This window comes from Pseudomonas sp. KH_021, from assembly GCF_057838865.1.
Genome location: NZ_CM174477.1, coordinates 2,496,370 through 2,514,462 on the forward strand (window position 1 = coordinate 2,496,370; position 18,093 = coordinate 2,514,462).

The 18,093-nt window shown below is 61.1% G+C and carries 13 protein-coding genes and 1 pseudogene; 8 read left to right on the forward strand and 6 right to left on the reverse strand.

Features of this window, described 5'->3' with window-relative positions; all coding sequences use genetic code 11:
* Positions 1 to 133 precede the first annotated feature (133 nt).
* Entirely contained in the window at positions 134 to 418 is a 285-nt protein-coding gene (locus AC3IX4_RS11675; protein WP_489260672.1) for an acyl-CoA dehydrogenase C-terminal domain-containing protein, read from the forward strand.
* Between the two features lie 23 nt (positions 419 to 441).
* Positions 442 to 1,639: pseudogene (locus AC3IX4_RS11680) on the forward strand (AMP-binding protein).
* A 59-nt stretch (positions 1,640 to 1,698) separates the two neighbouring features.
* Here AC3IX4_RS11680 and prpR read toward each other — a convergent pair.
* Complete coding sequence (prpR, locus tag AC3IX4_RS11685; protein WP_489260673.1) at positions 1,699 to 3,660, reverse strand: propionate catabolism operon regulatory protein PrpR; 1,962 nt, start codon at positions 3,658 to 3,660, stop codon at positions 1,699 to 1,701.
* 244 nt (positions 3,661 to 3,904) lie between these two features.
* Between prpR and AC3IX4_RS11690 the strand changes: the two genes are divergently transcribed.
* Genes AC3IX4_RS11690 through AC3IX4_RS11715 form a run of 6 tightly spaced genes read left to right on the forward strand, consistent with a single transcriptional unit; the run spans position 3,905 to position 8,896 of the window.
* Positions 3,905 to 4,963: a phosphotransferase family protein gene (locus AC3IX4_RS11690; protein WP_489260674.1), complete on the forward strand. Its 1,059-nt coding sequence runs from the start codon at positions 3,905 to 3,907 to the stop codon at positions 4,961 to 4,963.
* Complete coding sequence (locus AC3IX4_RS11695; RefSeq protein WP_489260675.1) at positions 4,960 to 5,325, forward strand: DUF6285 domain-containing protein; 366 nt, start codon at positions 4,960 to 4,962, stop codon at positions 5,323 to 5,325. Before AC3IX4_RS11690 ends, AC3IX4_RS11695 begins: the two co-directional genes overlap by 4 nt.
* Positions 5,322 to 6,035, forward strand: coding sequence for a histidine phosphatase family protein (locus AC3IX4_RS11700; protein ID WP_489260676.1), 714 nt, complete (start codon positions 5,322 to 5,324; stop codon positions 6,033 to 6,035). Before AC3IX4_RS11695 ends, AC3IX4_RS11700 begins: the two co-directional genes overlap by 4 nt.
* A 21-nt stretch (positions 6,036 to 6,056) precedes the next feature.
* The gene (locus tag AC3IX4_RS11705) at positions 6,057 to 7,229 is read left to right on the forward strand and encodes an acyl-CoA dehydrogenase family protein (RefSeq protein ID WP_489260677.1); all 1,173 of its coding nucleotides are present in this window, start codon (positions 6,057 to 6,059) and stop codon (positions 7,227 to 7,229) included.
* Positions 7,229 to 8,008, forward strand: coding sequence for an SDR family NAD(P)-dependent oxidoreductase (locus AC3IX4_RS11710; protein WP_489260678.1), 780 nt, complete (start codon positions 7,229 to 7,231; stop codon positions 8,006 to 8,008). The genes AC3IX4_RS11705 and AC3IX4_RS11710 overlap by 1 nt, the downstream gene beginning before the upstream one ends.
* Before the next feature lie 57 nt (positions 8,009 to 8,065).
* The gene (locus tag AC3IX4_RS11715; RefSeq protein ID WP_489260679.1) at positions 8,066 to 8,896 is read left to right on the forward strand and encodes an SDR family NAD(P)-dependent oxidoreductase; all 831 of its coding nucleotides are present in this window, start codon (positions 8,066 to 8,068) and stop codon (positions 8,894 to 8,896) included.
* Positions 8,897 to 9,252: 356 nt separating this feature from the next.
* Here the strand turns inward: AC3IX4_RS11715 and AC3IX4_RS11720 are convergent, their stop codons facing one another.
* The 5 genes from AC3IX4_RS11720 to AC3IX4_RS11740 form a co-directional block, all read right to left on the reverse strand.
* Positions 9,253 to 10,029: an SDR family NAD(P)-dependent oxidoreductase gene (locus tag AC3IX4_RS11720; RefSeq protein WP_489260680.1), complete on the reverse strand. Its 777-nt coding sequence runs from the start codon at positions 10,027 to 10,029 to the stop codon at positions 9,253 to 9,255.
* Positions 10,029 to 11,213: an acetyl-CoA C-acyltransferase gene (locus AC3IX4_RS11725; protein WP_489260681.1), complete on the reverse strand. Its 1,185-nt coding sequence runs from the start codon at positions 11,211 to 11,213 to the stop codon at positions 10,029 to 10,031. Before AC3IX4_RS11725 ends, AC3IX4_RS11720 begins: the two co-directional genes overlap by 1 nt.
* A 74-nt stretch (positions 11,214 to 11,287) precedes the next feature.
* Positions 11,288 to 13,399 carry a 3-hydroxyacyl-CoA dehydrogenase NAD-binding domain-containing protein gene (locus tag AC3IX4_RS11730; protein ID WP_489260682.1) on the reverse strand — a complete coding sequence of 704 codons (2,112 nt, stop codon included), beginning with the start codon at positions 13,397 to 13,399 and terminating at the stop codon, positions 11,288 to 11,290.
* A gap of 43 nt (positions 13,400 to 13,442) precedes the next feature.
* Positions 13,443 to 15,254 carry an acyl-CoA dehydrogenase gene (locus tag AC3IX4_RS11735; RefSeq protein ID WP_489260683.1) on the reverse strand — a complete coding sequence of 604 codons (1,812 nt, stop codon included), beginning with the start codon at positions 15,252 to 15,254 and terminating at the stop codon, positions 13,443 to 13,445.
* A gap of 156 nt (positions 15,255 to 15,410) precedes the next feature.
* Complete coding sequence (locus AC3IX4_RS11740; protein ID WP_489260684.1) at positions 15,411 to 18,086, reverse strand: winged helix-turn-helix domain-containing protein; 2,676 nt, start codon at positions 18,084 to 18,086, stop codon at positions 15,411 to 15,413.
* Between the last annotated feature and the right edge of the window lie 7 nt (positions 18,087 to 18,093).

Consider the following 18,093-nt stretch of genomic DNA (forward strand, 5'->3'; position numbering starts at 1 on the left):
ATCGCGGGCAAGCCCAACTCCTACATGTTGCCGGAGCCGGTGGTGCATGAGCCGCTGATGAAAATCAGTGAGACCGAAAATTCCAAAAAAACGGGCATGCGTCATGCCCTGACAATGTCTGAGTAAGCCAACCATGTCCGACTATAAAGCCCCCCTGCGCGATATGCGTTTCGTGCTCAATGAAGCTTTCGAGGTGTCCAAACTGTGGGCCCAACTGCCGGGCCTGGTCCTGCGGTTCCATCGAACACAAGATGGGCATCAAGGCGTCGACAAACAGGCTGAGGAAGACTTCTACATCACCAAGCTGGGCACCGCGCGTTTCTACTTCGCCCGCCTGCTGCCGCGCATCCACTCGTTGAGCGCGTCGGCCAAGGCCGGCAGCGAGTCCCTGTACGAGCTGGACGCAGCGCACTTCTGATCGAAAGAACAAGGACCTCAACCATGATGGAAACAAAAATAATTCCGCCCGCACAAGGCGCATACAGCTACCCACTGTTGATCAAGAGCTTGCTGCTGTCGGGGTTCGCTACGAACCCGGACAGGAGATCGTCTATGCCGACAAACTGCGTTACAGCTACCAGACCCTGATCGAGCGGATCCACCGGCTGGCCAATGCGCTGACGGCTGCCGGCGTCAAGGCCGGGGATACCGTGGCCATGCTCGACTGGGACAGCCACCGCTACCTGGAGTGTTTCATTGCCGTGCCGATGATCGGCGCGGTGCTGCATACGATGAATATTCGCCTGTCGCCGGAGCAGGTGCTGTACACCATGAACCACGCCGAGGACGACCTGGTGCTGGTGCATGATGATTTTCTGTCCATGATCGAACAGATCCACGACGGCCTGAGCACTGTCAAAGGCTATATCCGTCTGACGGACGACGCTGCAATCGACACCGGACTGCCGGTGCTGGGCGAGTATGAAAACCTGCTCTCCCAGGCGGCTCCCCATTACGACTTCCCCGACTTTGATGAAAACTCGGTGGCGACACTGTTCTACACCACCGGCACCACCGGAGCGCCGAAAGGGGTGTATTTCACTCATCGTCAGTTGGTGCTGCATACCTTGAATGCCGTGGGCACTTTGGGCGTCTACCAAAGCTTGCCGCTGCTGCGCTCCGACGACGTGTACATGCCGATAACCCCGATGTTCCACGTGCATGCCTCCTGGGCGAGATCGTGGTGCGCGCACCCTGGCTGACTCAAGGCTATGTGAAGGAGTCGGAAAAGGGCGCTGAACTTTGGCAGGGTGGCTGGCTGCACACAGGCGACCTGGCTTCCATCGACCCTCAGGGCGGGGTGGAAATCAAGGATCGCATCAAGGATGTGATCAAGACGGGCGGGGAGTGGATCAGTTCGCTGGAACTGGAGAACCTGATCAGCGAGCACGCGTCGGTCAGTTCTGTGGCCGTTGTCGGGGTTGCGGACGAGCAATGGGGCGAACGGCCCATGGCCATGGTGGTGTGCGCACCCGGCCATTCGGTCGATCAACAGATGCTTGAAACCCACCTGCAACAGTTTGTTCAGAGTGGTCGGATCAACAAATGGGCGATCCCCAAGCAGTTCAAGTTCGTCGAGCAGATCCCTAAGACCAGTGTTGGCAAGATCAACAAGAAGTTAATCCGAGAAACGAGTTGAGCTGAAACGGTAGGCACGATCAAGGAACCCGGCTGTTGCCACAGAGGGAGCGATGCCCTCTATTGGAGTCGCCGCCACAGTGTGGATCGACTGATGCCCAGTCGAGTTGCCGTTTGCGCTAAATTGCCGTCACAGGCTTTGAGCATTTGGTGTACGTATTGCTTTTCCTTTTCCTTGGCGAGGCTTTTCAAGCCAGTGACTGCCGGTACTACCGGTGCTGCCGGGTCTGGAGCGTGGGGCAAGGTCTGGTTTTTCAGCAGTTCGGGGATCACCAAGGCGAGGCTCAGCTCATCAATCGCTGTGCCGTGCAGCAGATCTTGTGCCGAGAGCGTGGCGCGTTCGATGATGTTTTCCAGTTCGCGGATATTGCCGGGCCAGTGATACGTCATGAGGTTGGGCAGCAGTGCGTCCAGCAGTCGTTCTTGCAATTGCGGCGCCCGTTTGTCTCCATTCAAGCGATGCAAAATGGCGCGAGCAATGTCTGCGATGTCTTCACTGCGTTCACGTAACGGCACCGTCTGCAGGCGCAGGATGTTCAGGCGATAGTAGAGGTCGCTACGAAATCCCCCGGCTTCGATGGCTTGAGAGAGATCCTGATGGGTGGCGGCGATGATGCGGATGTCGATGCTGATCGGCTCGGTTGCGCCCAGGCGCAGCACTTCGCGCTCTTGCAACACGCGTAACAGGCGGGTTTGCAGTGAAACCGGCATGTCGCCGATTTCGTCGAGGAACAGTGTGCCCCGGTGGGCGGCTTCGAGTAAGCCGGGCTTGCCGCCTTTGCGCGAGCCGCTGAAGGCGCCTTCCTGGTAGCCGAACAGTTCGCTTTCCAGCAGCGATTCGGGAAAGGCCGCGCAATTGATCGCAACGAACGGGCCACGCTGGCGGCTACTGACATTGTGCATGCCTTGCGCCAGCAACTCCTTGCCGGTGCCACTTTCGCCAGTGATCAGTACGGTCGAGGAGGTTGCGGCGTAGCGTTCTGCCAGCTTCAGTAACTGTCGGGTGGCCTGGCTATTGCCGCTGATTTGCTCAAGGCGGTACTTGGCCGAGAATCCACTAGGACGGTGCGTCGAACGAATGCGCTGGTCGGCGCGTTGTACCGCGGATGTATCTTGGCAAGTCAGCACCAGTCCGGTGCGTTGGCCGTCTTCCAGGATCGGCAGGATATTGCAGACGACCATGTTCTGGCCCAGGCGAATGACCTGGTTCTCTTCGCAGGCGCCGCTACGCAGCACTTCGTCCAACGCCAGTTCCGGGCAGAGCTCCAGCAGGGGGCGGCCTAACATCCGGCTTGCCGGCATGCCCAATAGCGCTTCCAGCGCAGGGTTCAGCGATTGCACGATGCCCAGGTTGTCCACGGCTGCAACGCCTGCCGGGATGTGCTGCAACACACCGTTCAGGTGCCGGCGTTTGGCAATCTCGATGCGCTGGCTGTGCAGGATCCCCAGCGCCTCTTCCAGCGCTTTGCGCACGGTGTCCTGGCTCAATGAAAGCACCCCGTGCAAGCCGGCCCGTTCCGCAAGTTCCACCACAGTGGATGAGCCAATCACTGTCTGGCAACCCAGGCTGCGAGCGCGCTCCACCGCCTGCCGAGCTTCTTCGAGTGTGATGTAACACGCTTGGTGGATCTGCACCGTGAACAGCGCCGCCATCGAGTTGAGGTCGGCGTTGATCCGTGCATAGCTGAGGACCGCGATTTGCGGTGAGCGCAGTCGCGCTTGTTCCAAGGCTCGAAGGAGATCGGCGCCCCCCACCCGCATCGACAGCACCGGGCGAGTCAGGTGTCTACGCAGGTAGGCCGCGGTAGCGCCTGCGCAGACGAAGACGTCAACCTCGTTGTTTTTCTCCAGCTCGCGGGCCAGTGGCAGCGCCTCCTCGACCGTGGTGTCCAGCACGCGGATGTTGGTTTCGGCCAGGTATTCAGGCATCACGCTGTTCACCACCTGAGCCAGGCGGCTGTGTTGCAGGGGACGCTCCAGGTGGCTGATGAGAACGATGATCTGGGGTTGGCGAGGCTGCATGGCAAGCGAGCTCTTATTGGTGTTTCAAGTGGGTCTCATATATGAATGGATTCGTTTCCAAATTGCAACATTGATGGCTCATACGAAGAGCTTATGCCACCGCGCACTCTCGCTGCAGGCCCCGCTACAGCTGGTGTTGAGCGATTGAGGGGGACTATGTGAAAAAGTTGGCCCGGCAATTGCTCAAGCGAAGCTGCCATCTTTAACCCTTACGATAAATCCAACAGGTCAGGTGCGGCGACTCATGAGTGGTCCGAATGTAGCAGCGGCGACAGTGCCGCAGCCCGAAGAACAGCTGAAAAAAAACCGGCTTGAAACTTTCCTTTGCGCTCAGGCTGGCGCGCTACGGGTCACCCTTGAGCATCAGCAGCGCCTGTCTGGCGGCGCTATCCAGGAGAACTGGTTGCTGGACGTTAGCGTGGAGGGCGGCCCGTATGCTGGCCGCCAGCGCTGGGTCCTGCGCAGCGACGCACAATCGGCGGTACAGGAGAGCCTGAGCCGCGCGCAGGAATTCGCGGTGCTGAGTACGGTCCACCGTGCTGGCGTCAAGGTGCCGCAGCCACTCTGGCTGTGCGAAGACGTCTCGGTGCACGGGCGAGCATTTTTCATCATGGAGTGGGTGTCCGGCATCGCCGCCGGTCACAGGCTTACCAGCCAGTTGGGGGCTGAAGGCGATCCACAGTTGGTGGCTGATCTGGGCGCCAATCTGGCGCGAATCCATCGCATCTTGCCTGCTCAGGCCCAACTGGATTTCCTTGGCGACCCGCAACAGGTATCGGTGCAGGCTTCGATTGATTCACACCGCGTGGTGATCGACCGCCTTGAGGTGTTTCAGCCAGTGCTGGAGTGGGGGCTGCGATGGTGTGAATCAAACGCGCCGAAAAGTGCAGCCCTTTGTTTGCTCCATGGTGATTTTCGCACAGGCAACTACCTGGCCGAGTCCAGCACGCTGCAAGCGGTCCTGGACTGGGAGTTCACCGGTTGGGGCGATCCGCGTGAAGACATCGGCTGGTTCACCGCCCGTTGCTGGCGGTTCGCCAGGCCTGATCTGGAGGCCGGCGGCATCGGTACGCTGGAACACTTCATGCGCGGTTACAGCGAGGTTTCCCCGCTCAGTCTCGAGCGCGACGAGTTGGTTTTCTGGCAGGTCATGGCCACGTTGCGTTGGGCGGTCATCGCCCTGCAGCAAGCCCAGCGGCACTTGTCCGGTGAGGAGCCCTCGCTGGAACTGGCGCTGACTGGAAGGCTGATCCCTGAATTGGAGTTGGACATATTGCGTTTGACTGGAGGGCTGCGCCGATGAACATCCGTCCCGATGCGAGTGAACTGCTGGCGATTGCCCGCCAGACCCTGATCAGTGAGTTATTACCGCAGCTGCCGGACAGCTTGCGCTACAAGGCGCTGATGATCGCCAATGCCTTGGCGATTGCCGGGCGCGAGTGCCGTGACGGCGAGTGTGCGGATGCAATCGAGGCTCAGTTGCTGGAGGCGCTGCAGGGTGATACCGGGCAGTCACTGGCTGATGCTCGCCAGGCCCTTTGCCAGGCTATTCGTCAGGGCCGTTTCGATGAGCCCGGGAGTGATCAGGATCGCCTGTTCGTGGCGCTCTCGGCGATCACTCGGGCGCGGCTGTCCATCAGCAATCCGAAGGCGCTCGGCCAATGAGTACCCAGCCTGTCTATCGTCGTCGTTGTTATCTGGTACGCCATGGTCATGTGGATTATTTTTCGCCCGACGGCCAGCCGTTGGATCCGCGCAGCGTGCCGCTCTCTGGCCTGGGAGAAGATCAGGTACGACAGCTGGCGCAGGTACTGGCGTCAGTCAATTTCGACCGTGCGCTGTGCTCCGATTACCCGCGAGCCCGGCAGACCGCTGAATTGTTGCTGGGTGATCACCCGATTGAGCTCCAGGCGTGCGCGCAGCTACGGGAAGTTCGTGCTGGCCGCCTGCGCGAGATTGCGCCTGAACAAGTGCAACAGCAGGTCAGCTACGCCTTTGACAGTTTCGCCGAGCCTGACGGCAGTTTTATGGGCGGGGAGCGCTGGAGCGATTTTGACAGCCGCATCATGGCCCGCTTCGAGGAAGTCTTGGCCGAGCCCACCTGGCAGAGCTTGCTGCTGGTCAGTCATGACGCAGTCAATCGCCTGTTGCTGGGCTGGGCCCTGGGTGGCGCGCGCGGTTGTGCCGCGGGCCTGGAGCAGGACAACGCCTGTCTGAACATCATCGATATCGACATGCAGGCAGGTCGCATCCTGCGCCGCTTTGTCCGTGTGGTGAACCTGACGCCTTACGACCTCCCCAAGGCCGGCCAGCGACAAACCGTGATGGAACGCATCCACGCGCAGATCGCTCCCCTTACCGAACAACGACGCTAGTCGAACGCATCAAGGACCCCCATGAACTTTACGATCCCCCAAGAACTGTTGGACTTGCGCGAAAAAACCCGCGCCTTTATCACCGAGCAGGTGATCCCCATGGAAACCGATGCTCGCTACACCTCTCATGGCCCCAGCGAAGACTTGCGCCAGGAGTTGATCGCAAAAGCGCGCCAAGCCGGTTTGCTTTGCCCCCATGCCAGTCGCGAAATGGGCGGTGCAGGCTTGAGCCATGTCGCCAAGGCGATCGTCTTCGAGGAAGCCGGTTATTCACCGCTGGGCCCCATAGCCCTGAACATCCACGCCCCGGATGAAGGCAACATTCACCTGATGGACGAGGTGGCCACCGACGCCCAGAAAGACCGCTGGCTGCGTCCGCTGGTCAATGGAGAGATTCGCTCCTGCTTTGCCATGACCGAGCCTTCGCCAGGCGCAGGGTCCGACCCTTCGATGATGAAAACCGTGGCCGTGCGCGATGGCGACCACTACGTTATCAATGGCCGCAAATGGCTGATTACCGGCGCCGACGGTGCGGGTTTCGCGATCATTATGGCGCGCATGGAAGACGGTTCGGCGACCATGTTCCTGGCGGACATGAACACCCCCGGGATCATCCACGAACGGCTACTCGATACCCTCGACAGTTGCTTCGCCGGTGGCCACTCCATCCTGCGTTTCGAGAACGTGCGGATTCCGGCCACCGATGTGCTGGGCGAAATCGGCAAGGGCTTTCGTTACGCCCAAGTGCGACTGGCACCGGCTCGCCTGACCCACTGCATGCGCTGGCTCGGTGCTGCCCGCCGTGCACACGATATCGCCTGCGACTATGCGCGTACCCGCGACTCGTTTGGCAAGACGCTGGGCGAACACCAGGGCGTTGGCTTCATGCTGGCCGACAACCAGATGGCCCTGCACAGCACACGCCTGGCCATCTGGCATTGCGCCTGGGTGCTGGACGAAGGCGGGCGGGGCAATGTCGAGTCGAGCATGACCAAGGTGCTCAGTGCTGAAGCTTTGTGGAATGTGGTGGATCGCTGTGTGCAGATTCTGGGTGGGCGCGGAGTGACGGGCGAAACCGTGGTCGAGCGCATTTTCCGCGACATCCGCCCGTTCCGCATTTACGACGGCCCGAGCGAAGTGCATCGCATGAGCCTTTCGAAAAAAATCCTCGACGGCCACAAGGACTTTTCCTGATGACACCTGCTATCGCCAAGCTGTTTGACCTGACTGGCCGACGTGCACTGGTCACCGGTGCCTCCAGCGGCCTTGGCCGTCACTTTGCCCGCACCCTGGCGGCGGCCGACGCCGAAGTAGCCGTGGCGGCGCGGCGCGTCGAGCAATTGCAAACCCTGGTGGCGGAAATTGAAAGCGAAGGCGGGCGTGCCCGTGCTTTCGCCCTCGACGTGACCGACCGGGCCTCGGTTAACGCTTGCCTTGAAGGGGTAGCGCTTGAGCTTGGCCCGCTGGACATCCTGGTCAACAACGCGGGCGTCAGCGACAGCCTGCCTGTGCTGGCGTACACCGATGAAGACTGGGACCGTGTCGTCGACACCAACCTCAAGGGCGCCTGGATCGTGGCGCAAGAAGTGGCGCGGCGCATGGTCCAGGCCCAGCGCGGTGGCAGCTTGATCAACGTGACCTCCATCCTGGCCAGTCGCGTGGCGGGCGCCGTAACCCCCTATGTCGCGGCGAAGGCCGGCTTGAGCCAGCTGACCCGCTCACTCGCCCTGGAACTGGCGCGTCACGAGATCAGGGTCAATGCCATCGCGCCCGGCTATGTGGTGACTGAACTCAATAGCGACTTCCTGAACAGTGAGGTGGGCGACAAATTGCGCAACCGCGTCCCCACTCGACGTTTCTGCACACCAGCCGATCTGGACGGTGCCTTGTTGTTACTCGCCAGTGACGCCAGCCGCGCGATGACAGGCAGCGAGATCGTCGTGGATGCGGGGCATTTGTGCAGCACGTTATAGAGGGACGTCCAATGGGTGCCGCGAGCCTTTATCTGATGGGACAGGACTGGGAGAAATATGAAACCACTGCATAACAAAGTCGCGGTTATTACCGGTGCCGCCAGCGGCTTCGGTCGCGAACTGGCGATTGCCTGCGCCAATGAAGGCATGCGCCTTGCGTTGACCGACATTGATGAGAAGAACCTTCAAGGCACGGTTGAGTTGCTGCCGTCGAACACCCCAGTGTTAACGATGAAATGCGATGTCGCCCAGGCCGAACAGGTCGAGCAACTGGCGGTTGCGACCTACTCGCGCTTCGGTGCCGCGCACCTGCTGTTCAACAATGCCGGGGTTCTGGTTGGCGGCCCGCTGTGGACGACGACTGCGCAGGATTGGGCGTGGATGATCGGTATCAACGTCATGGGCGTCGCGCACGGTATCCGCAGTTTTGTGCCGCGGATGCTGGCGCAAAAGGATCAATGTCACATCGTTAATACCGCGTCGGTCGCCGGCCTGCTGTCGGTGCCAGGTAACGGGATCTACTGTGCAACCAAGCATGCGGTGGTGACGATGTCCGAATGCCTGCAGCTTGAATTGCAGGAGGAAAACGCCTCGATCGGTGTGTCGGTGCTGTGCCCGGCCTTCGTACCGACGGGCATCGCCGATGCTGGGCGAAACCGACCGGCTGAATTGGCTGAGACTAATCCGCTCCAGGAGAAATACCAGGAGCAGGTGCGCAAGGCAACGCAGGCCGGGAGGCTCAGCGCGGCGGACATCGCGCGCATCACGCTTGAGGCGGTGCAGGAAAACCGCTTCTACATTCTGCCGCATCAAAAGATCAAGAGCCTGATCGAGATACGCATGGGGGACATCCTTGAGGAACGCAGTCCGAGCAAAACCTCTCGCTGAGCATTTCAATGCTTGACGTAGCTTTTCAGAATGTTGGAAATGCACGGGAAAAGTCGCGCTGGTCACCGGCTCCGGTCGTGGTATTGGCCTCGAAGTGGCTCTGCAACTAGCCGGTGCCTGAGTGGTGGTCAAGTTGGGCAGGGCCACGCCTGTCCCGTGAATGTGCTCCAATGAGGGGGCCATTCTGGCTTTGAGTAGAGCTCAGCGACATGTGTTGGAAGCGCCTGAATCCCTAGCGTTTGCAAACCGACGCCCCATAGCCGGGGCGTCAGGTGTAACAGCTGGTCCCTGTACAACCGTTCATGACGGCTGTACAGGGACGCGTGATGTAGCGCAATGCCGCGTCAATCAGCCGATCACAGGGGGCTGACCAAATGCCCGCCATCCACGCTCAACACCGCGCCCGTCATGAAGGCACCGGCATTGCTGGCCAGCAGCAGGAATGGCCCTTCCAGTTCCTGCAGTTCACCCAGACGGCGCATGGGTACGCTGTCGCGGATGTAAGCCTGGCCCTTGTCGCTGTCAAAGTAGCCGTCGTTCATTTCGGTCTTGAAGTAGCCCGGTGCGATGGCGTTCACGCGGATCTGATAGCGCGCCAGCTCCAGAGCCAGTGACTTGCTCAGCTGGACCACGCCGGCCTTGGCTGCGCAGTAGTGGCTATAGCCGGTGCCAACACGCAAGCCGAGTATCGAGGCGATGTTGACGATGCTGCCGGGCTTCCCGGCCTTGACCAGGCGTTGCGCAGCGACCTGGGCGACACGCCAGACCCCATCGAGGTTGGTCGAGAGCATCTGCCGCCAGTCTTCCTCGCTGATGTTCAGTACCTGTTGCGCGTTGCCGATGCCGGCGTTGTTGAGCAGCACGTCGACCACGCCGAATGCCGCTTCGGCAGCATCGAAGGCGGCTTCGACGCTGGCCCGATCCGTGACATCGAGTGTCACGGCCAGGGCCTGGCCGCCTTCGCGCTGAATGTCTTCAGCCACGTTGCCCAGACGTTCCAGGCGCCGAGCTGCCAGCACCACTCGGGCGCCAGCCTGCGCCGCCACCCGAGCCAGGTGTGCACCGATGCCACTGGAGGCACCGGTGACCAGCACGGTTTTGCCAGCCAGGGAAAAGCTGTTGAAAATGTCCATCACAGCACCTCGAACAGGCCGGCCGCACCCATGCCGCCACCGACGCACATGGTGACCACCACATATTTCACACCGCGCCGTTTGCCTTCCAGCAGGGCATGGCCGACCATCCGTGCGCCGCTCATACCGTACGGGTGGCCGATGGCAATCGCACCGCCGTTGACGTTCAGTCTGTCCGGATCGATGCCCAGAGTGTCACGGCAGTACAGGACCTGGCAGGCGAAGGCCTCGTTAAGCTCCCACAGACCGATATCGTCAACGCGCAGGCCGTGTTGCTTGAGCAGCTTGGGCACCGCCAACACCGGGCCGATGCCCATTTCTTCCGGGGCCAGGCCGGCCACGGCAATCCCGCGATACAGGCCCAGCGGTGCCAGGTTACGTTGTTCGGCCAGGCGTGCGTCCATCAGCACGCAGGCGCTGGCGCCGTCCGACAGTTGGCTGGCGTTGCCGGCGGTGATGCAGCCGCCGTCGATCACCGGCTTGAGTCTGCTCAGGTCGCCCAGCACGGTCTGTGGGCGATTGCCTTCGTCCTGGTGCAAGGTGACCTGCTCGTAACTGACGGCGCCGGTGGCCTTGTCGACCACTTGTTTGGTGGTGGTGACCGACACAATTTCATTGCTGAACAACCCGGCCTGTTGGGCCGCGGCGGTGCGCAGTTGCGACTGCAGGGCATAGGCATCCTGGGCTTCGCGGCTGATGCCGTAGCGCTGGGCAACCCATTCGGCGGTCTGCAGCATCGGCATATAGGCATGCACGGCGTTGCGGACGACCTGAGCATCTTGCTCGGCCATGGCCCATTCCATATGGTGATTCTGCACCAGGCTGATGTGTTCCTGACCGGCGCCCAGGGTGACCTGCATGCCGTCGACCATGATTTGCTTGGCGGCGGTGGCAATGGCCATCAGGCCCGAGGCGCACTGACGGTCCAGGGTCTGCCCGCTGACCGACAGCGGCAGGCCCGAGGCCAAGGCAGCCATGCGGCCCAGGTTCCAGCCGGCGGTCCCGGCCGGCATGGCGGTGCCCATCACCAGGTCTTCGATTTCGTCGGCTTCGATACCGGCACGCTCGACGGCTGCGCGGATGGCGTAGCTGGCCATGCTCGGCGATTTCAGGTTGTTGAACGCGCCCCGAAAGGCTTTGGCGATCGGCGTGCGGGCGGTGGAAAGGATGACGGCTTCACGCATTTTCAAATGTCCTGTGCAGGGTGGAGGCGGCCATCGGTTGATGGCCGCGCAAAAAGATCAGCGCTGTTCGATTATCAAATTTTCTCGATCCGGGTCTTGCCGGCGGCGACCAGGCGCTCGAGCAGCGGGGCAGGCTGGAGCCACATCTGACCATAAGCCCCCAGGCTCTTTTGGTAGTGCTGGATGCGGCTCAGCAGCACATCCAGGCCGAGTGTCTGGGCATAGTGCAGCGGGCCGCCGCGCCAGGCTGGGAAGCCATAGCCGTTGATCCAGACCAGATCGATATCGCTGCTGCGTTGAGCGATGCCTTCGTCCAATAGCTGGATGCCTTCGTTGATCAGCATGAACAGGCACCGATCATGAATTTCCTGGTCGCTGATAGCGCGTCGTTCAATCCCCAAGTCGCCTGCGATGTCCTCGGCAATCGTGACTATTTCGGGGTCTTCAAGGCGCTCACGGCCCTGGTAAATGTAGAAGCCCCGCGCCGTTTTTTGTCCGTAACGACCGAGGGCATAGAGTGCGTCGGCGACCTTGCAATAGCTGGGGTCTTGCTCGATCACATCACGGCGTGATTCTCGCACCAGGAAGCCAACGTCGATGCCGGCCAGATCGGACATGCTGAACAGGCCCATGGCCAGTCCGAGGTCGGTCAGTACCTTGTCCACTTGTGCCGGGCTGGCGCCTTCGAGCAACAGGCGATGAGCTTCACGGGAGTAGGGTTCAAGCATGCGGTTGCCAATGAAACCAAAGCACACACCGGACACCACCGGGATCTTGCCGATGCGTTTGGCGATATTCAGCGTGGAGGCCAGCGCATCGGCTGCCGTGGCCTGGCCGCGCACCACTTCCAGCAGGCGCATGACATTGGCCGGACTGAAGAAGTGCAGGCCGACGACATCCTCCGGGCGTCGGGTGACAGCAGCAATGGCATCGACATCCAGGGTCGAGGTATTGCTGGCGAGGATTGCTCCAGGCTTGCACACTTCATCCAGGGTACGGAACACCTGCTGCTTGACGGCCAGGCTTTCGAATACGGCCTCGATGACCAGGTCGACATCGGCGATTTCAGCATAGTCGAGGGTGCCGTGAAGTAGCTCCATGCGCTGTTCCAGTTGCTCGGCGGTCAACTTGCCGCGCTTGACACTGCTCTGGTAGTTGTTGCGTATCTGTAGCAAGCCACGGTCCAGCGCTTCAGGCTTGAGTTCAAGCAAGGTGACCGGAATACCCGCGTTGGCAAAGCACATGGCAATGCCGCCGCCCATGGTGCCAGCGCCAATGATCGCGACTTTGTTGATGGGGCGAATCGGCGTCTGGGCATCCACTCCCGGCAGCTTGCCAACTTCACGCTCGGCGAAAAACACATGCCGCAGGGATTCTGACTGGCTGGATGATTCGACTTGCCGGAACAGTTCGGCCTCTTGCGCCAGGCCTTCGGCCAGCGGCAGGGTGCAGGCGGCTTCGAGTGCGGCCAGCACCTGCTGTGGGGCGAGCTGGCCTTTCCAGCGGCGCTCGTTGGCGCTGCGGTATTGAATGAAGAAATCATCCGGCAGGCCGCTGGCCGGATTCGGATAGGCAGGGCAAGGGCGGGCCGGGGCGTGGCAGGCGAGTAGTTCACTGGCCCATGCGCGAGCCTCGTCCAGCAGGCTCTCGGCGCTGCCGGCCAGACGGTCGAGCAAGCCTTGCTCCAATGCTTGCCGAGCATTGATCGGTTGGCCGCTGGCGATCATCTCCAGTGCCTGTGCCGCGCCAATTAGACGGGGCAAGCGCTGGGTACCGCCGGCGCCAGGAATCAGCCCCAGTTTGATTTCCGGCAGGCCCAAACGGGCATTGGGTTCGCCGATGCGGTAGCCGCAGGCAAGGGCCAGTTCCAGGCCACCGCCCAGAGCCAGGCCGGAGATCGCGGCAATCAGCGGCTTGTCCAGTTGCTCCAGGCGCTGGAGTATGTCAGGCAGGTGAGGGCTGGCGAACGCCGTCGAATTGCCAAACTCGTTGATGTCGGCACCGGCGCTAAAGGGCAAGCCGTGACCATGCACGACAATGGCGTGCACGGCCGGGTCGGCAGACGCTTGCTCGAAGGCTTGCAGCAGCTCGGCACGCATTGCCTGACCGAGTGCATTGACCGGCGCGTGAGACAGGCCGATCAGGGCCAATTGATTGTCGACTTGATAGTGGATCAGGGCACTCATGGAGCGTCTCCTTGCAATCGTTGAAATGAGTGTGGGAATGGATTCAGAACCAGCGGTCCTGCATGTCGAGGCAGAGGCGATTGCCGGCGCTCAACAGCCGCGCACAGGCCTCGAGCGGCGCCAGCTCCCAGTCCATGAAGTAGCGGGCAGCCTGTAATTTGCCCTGATAGAAGTGGGCTTCACTGTTGTCGGCGCTCAGCCCTGGGTGGTTCAGTGCGCGACTGGCGAGCAGCGCCTGGCGTAGCCATAGCCAGCCCACCAGCACCCGTCCGAACAGGTCAAGGTAGGCGGTGGCATTGGCAAGGCCGGTCGTGGCATCGGCAGCGACCTGGGCCTGCAGGTCAGTGGTTACCCGTTCAAGGATGCCCAGGGCATCCTGCAGCGCCCCGGCCAGTGGTGCGCAGGCGGCATCGTCGCGGGCTTCGACCAGGCTGTTGCGCACGACGGCGAGAAACAGTTGATAGCCCTCCCCACCCTTTGGACCCAGTTTGCGTCCCAGCAGGTCCAGGCCCTGGATGCCTTCGGTCCCTTCATGAATGGGGTTGAGCCGATTGTCGCGGTAGTACTGCTCCAATGGGTATTCACGGGTGTAGCCCGCGCCCCCCAGGACTTGAATGCCAATGTCGCTGGCAATCACGCCGTAGCGCGACGGCCAGGACTTGACCATGGGGGTGAGCAGATCGAGCAATTCAGCGGCGTCGTGGCGTGCTTGTGGGGTCGCGGCGCTGTGGACATCTTCAACCAGCGAGCTGGCATACAGGCACAGGGCCAGGCTGCCCTCGGCATAGACTTTTTGTTGCAGCAGCATGCGGCGTACATCGGCGTGCTCGATGATCCGCACCTGCGGAGCCAGCGGATTTTTGTTGTCCGGTAAGCGACCTTGCGGGCGTTCGCGGGCGTAATCCAGTGCATGCAGATAGCTTTGAACGGCCAGGCTGGCCGCACCCAGGCCGACACCGATGCGCGCCTCGTTCATCATCTGGAACATATAGCCCAGGCCTTTGTGAGCCTCGCCCAGCAGATAGCCGACGGCACCCTCTTGCTCGCCGAAACTGAGCACCGTGGAGGTGGTGTTGCGGTAGCCCATTTTGTGCAGCAGGCCCGCCAGCGCCACGTCATTGCGTGGGCCGATGCTCTGATCTTCATTGACCAGGAATTTGGGCACCAGGAACAGCGAAATACCCTTGACCCCAGGCGGTGCACCTTCAATACGGGCCAGCACCAGGTGCACGATATTTTCAGTCAGTTCGTGGTCACCCCCGGAGATAAACATCTTCTGGCCGAATACCCGGTAACTGCCATCGGCTGCGGGTCGCGCCACGGTGCTCAGGTCACCCAGTGCCGAGCCTTGACCAGGTTCGGTGAGTGCCATGGTGCCGCTGAAGCGGCCATCGAGCATGGGCGGCAAGAAGCGCTCACGCAGTTCATGACTGGCGAAATTGCTCACCAGGTTGGCCGCGCCAATGGTCAGGAACGAATAGCCGGCAGTCGAGATGTTGGCGGCATTGAAATAGGCCATGCACGCCCGTAACAGCACTTCTGGCAGCTGCAGGCCGCCGTCAGCGAAATCGTGGTGAGCGGCCAGGAAACCAGCCTCGGCGAACGCGTTCCAGGCAACTTTGGTTTCGGGAATCAACTGCACTCGCTGGCCGTCGAAGGTCGGTTCCTGACTGTCGCCCTTGTGGTTGTGCGGGGCGAAATACTGCGCTGCCACTTGGCGTGCGGTGTTCAAGGTGGCGGCAAACACGTTGCGATCATGATCGGCATAGCGAGGGCGCTGCAACAGCGCCTCGGTGTCGAGCAGTTCGTACAGCAGAAAGCTCAGGTCGCGTTCATTGAGTAACAGGTCAGTCATGGCGGCTCTCGTCGAATGCAGGAAAACGCGCCATGAACGAGGGATCCATCAGGCAGCGCATGGATCGACTTTTTAGCAGGCGTCGATTTTCCGCGCGTCCTACCTGAGGTGGATTTTAGGGGTGGAGCCGCTTTGATGAGGGTGGAGGCGCGAACCTCAGTCGATCAATTTCAAGGTGCGTGCCGCTTGCAAGGCACTGTCACGGTCGTTGGCATCCAGCTTGCGGAACAGGTTGTTGATATGGGTCTTGACCGTGCTGAGGCTGATATACAGGCCTTCGGCGATCTGCGGGTTGCCCTGGCCTCGGGCCACTCGGCGCAGCACGTCCTGTTCGCGGCGGGTCAAGGGTTCCAGTAACCCAGGCGTTTCATCGGCCCCGGGGATGGACGGGGGGCGCGGCAGGAAGATCAACTGTTTGCGCGAGGGCAGGGGTTGTTGCAGTTCAAGCTGGCGCCGGGTATTGGGGTTGAGCAATTGCTTGAACAGCTCGCTCAATGGGCGACCTTCGTGCTGCAGCAATTGACCGAAGCCATGGCGGGCCGCCAATTGCATCGCCTGTTCAAGAACGGCGAGGGTGGCGCTGCGTTCGTCGTGATCTTCATGCAGGGTGGCCTGGAGCAGATACAGGTCAATCTGGAGTTGCTGGTTATCCTCCGCCCGCGCTTGTTCCTGCAGGTTGCTGACAATGCTCTGAGCGGCCAGGTGCTGGCCCAGATAACGCTGGACCCAGGCATAAGCCAGCCACTCTTCGGGTTGCAGTTCATGGCCATAGCGCCGCTGGCACCCATGCCAGTCTTTGAGCCATTGGGCGATGAAGGCTTGATCGTCCTCGCGCACTGCAAGCCGGGCGCGACAGGCGCCGGCCTGGCGATACAGGGCATACAGTTTGAACTCGCGAGTGAGTCGCCGGACTTCATTCCAGCGCTCGCGGGCCTGAGGCAGGTTGCCTTGCGCCGCCAAAGTGCACGCTTGGTAGTGCAGTACCCATGGCAAGCCCGCGCTATGAGGAAAATGCAAGGCAATGGCCTCCGCCTGGTTGAGGCATTGGGCTGCCTGTTCCAGGCGATTTTGTTGCAGCAGGACTAACCCCAGCCCCAGATGCCGGTACAGGTCATAAAAGCTGCGGGGCATGTTCGCTGGCAGCGGCTGGTCGAGTGCCAGGAAGCGCTTGTGGGCCAGTTCGGACGTACCCTGGGCCAATTCGATCTGGCCGAGCAGCATCTGCACGCTGTTGGTGTAGCCGCTGAGCGCCAGTGTTTGCAGTTCAGTCAATGCGCGCTGCGCGTCCTGTCGGGCAGCCTGCAATTGTCCCAGGGCAAACAGACAACTGGCGCGATTGAACAGCAGCACCGCGGTAGCCGCGTTGGTTTGCGGATACTGCAGCAGCGCCTTGTCGACAATATCCAGGCCGTGACTGAAGTTACCCCCCAGAAAGGCCAGGCGACTGCGCAGGAACGCCAGGGTCTGATGCACACGCTCCGGGTGCTTTTCAGGGATCACCTGGCGGTGCAATAAACGCTGCAGTTGCGCCATACAGACGCTCGCACGGCCAATGTCGTTGGTGACGATGAGCGTACTGGCTTCGGTGATTGCGAGGGTGAAATGATCGATCCCGATCTCGCCCGGCACATCGGCGAGGCAGTCGACGATGGACTTGACCCGGCCTTCACGCAAAAGGTCGAAACTGTGGTGCTCGATCACCGCGAGCAGGCGGTTGAACTCTCTGGCACGACCTAATTGATAAACCGTTTCGGCATAGCAGCGTTGTTCCTGCAGCCAGTCTGCGGCCATCCGGTGCAGGCGGAAAAGTTGTGGCTGATCTCGGCGGCGCAGGCGCTGATATAGCGTGCGCCGCAGCATTGGGTGATAGCTGTAGGGCAAGCGTTCGCCACTGCGTTGCTGGATAAACACGTCCTGGCGTTGCAATTGTTGAATCAACTGAGGTGCGTTGCTCTGCCCACTCAGTTTGACGGCCAGTTCGCAGTCGAAGGTGTTGACGACCGAAGTGCGCTCGAGAAAAGTCAGGAGTTCATTGGGCAGGTGCCGCAGCACTTCTTCCTGCAGAAACCGGGCGGTGTAGTCGACACTTGCGGGGGCCGTCAAACCTGTTTCCAGGGACTCATGGGTGATCGGGTGCGCATGCTGATCATGGTTGCCAAGGCCGAACAGAATGCCGCTGATCCAGCCCTCGCTGCCGGCTAATAGGTCGTAACCGCTGTCACTGCTCAGCGCCACACCGCGTGCGGTGGCTAGTTGCCGGACCTCCATGCTGTCGAGTACCAGACTCTGCGCGTCCAGTATCTGCAGCCGATCATCCCGCCGCAGATGAGTGAGACGCAGGGCCGGCGTACCTTCGCATGCCGCCATCAGCCGCAGGTGGGGAGGGGCGTGCCGAAGCAATTCGTCCAGGTAGCGGCAAGACCCTTTGGCACGTAACAGATGCAGGTCATCGAAGAACAACGTGAAGCATTCATGACGCTGTTCCAGGTCCGTGAGGATCGCGGCCCAGAGTGACGGCTCATCACTCGTACTCAGCGATCGCTCGGGCAAGGGCAGCTGCAGTAGCCTGCTCAGGTGTGCCAGAAAACTCAGTGGCTGGTTGTCGCTGGCATCACAGCGGTACCAGGCCCAGGGTTCGCCCAGGCTGGCGGCATACTGGGCAAGCAGGGTGCTTTTTCCATAACCGAGGGGGGTTGCGATCAGGGTCAGCAGGCAACCTCGCTCGGCTGATGCCTGCAGGCGTTGCAGCAGCTGCGGTCGCACAATTGCGCGGGAGGGTATGGGCGCCGAGCGCAATTTGCTCGGTTGGATCGAGGGCTTGTTCAGCGCCATTGTGTAT

Excerpts from the sequence above, each read along its gene's own strand:
- AC3IX4_RS11675 (WP_489260672.1), top strand. The coding sequence starts at position 134 with ATGTCCGACTATAAAGCCCCCCTGCGCGATATGCGTTTCGTGCTCAAT.
- AC3IX4_RS11705 (WP_489260677.1), top strand. The coding sequence starts at position 6,057 with ATGAACTTTACGATCCCCCAAGAACTGTTGGACTTGCGCGAAAAAACC.
- AC3IX4_RS11730 (WP_489260682.1), bottom strand. The coding sequence starts at position 13,399 with ATGAGTGCCCTGATCCACTATCAAGTCGACAATCAATTGGCCCTGATC.
- AC3IX4_RS11735 (WP_489260683.1), bottom strand. The coding sequence starts at position 15,254 with ATGACTGACCTGTTACTCAATGAACGCGACCTGAGCTTTCTGCTGTAC.
- prpR (WP_489260673.1), bottom strand. The coding sequence starts at position 3,660 with ATGCAGCCTCGCCAACCCCAGATCATCGTTCTCATCAGCCACCTGGAG.
- AC3IX4_RS11720 (WP_489260680.1), bottom strand. The coding sequence starts at position 10,029 with ATGGACATTTTCAACAGCTTTTCCCTGGCTGGCAAAACCGTGCTGGTC.
- AC3IX4_RS11725 (WP_489260681.1), bottom strand. The coding sequence starts at position 11,213 with ATGCGTGAAGCCGTCATCCTTTCCACCGCCCGCACGCCGATCGCCAAA.
- AC3IX4_RS11715 (WP_489260679.1), top strand. The coding sequence starts at position 8,066 with ATGAAACCACTGCATAACAAAGTCGCGGTTATTACCGGTGCCGCCAGC.
- AC3IX4_RS11700 (WP_489260676.1), top strand. The coding sequence starts at position 5,322 with ATGAGTACCCAGCCTGTCTATCGTCGTCGTTGTTATCTGGTACGCCAT.
- AC3IX4_RS11710 (WP_489260678.1), top strand. The coding sequence starts at position 7,229 with ATGACACCTGCTATCGCCAAGCTGTTTGACCTGACTGGCCGACGTGCA.
- AC3IX4_RS11690 (WP_489260674.1), top strand. The coding sequence starts at position 3,905 with ATGAGTGGTCCGAATGTAGCAGCGGCGACAGTGCCGCAGCCCGAAGAA.
- AC3IX4_RS11695 (WP_489260675.1), top strand. The coding sequence starts at position 4,960 with ATGAACATCCGTCCCGATGCGAGTGAACTGCTGGCGATTGCCCGCCAG.
- AC3IX4_RS11740 (WP_489260684.1), bottom strand. The coding sequence starts at position 18,086 with ATGGCGCTGAACAAGCCCTCGATCCAACCGAGCAAATTGCGCTCGGCG.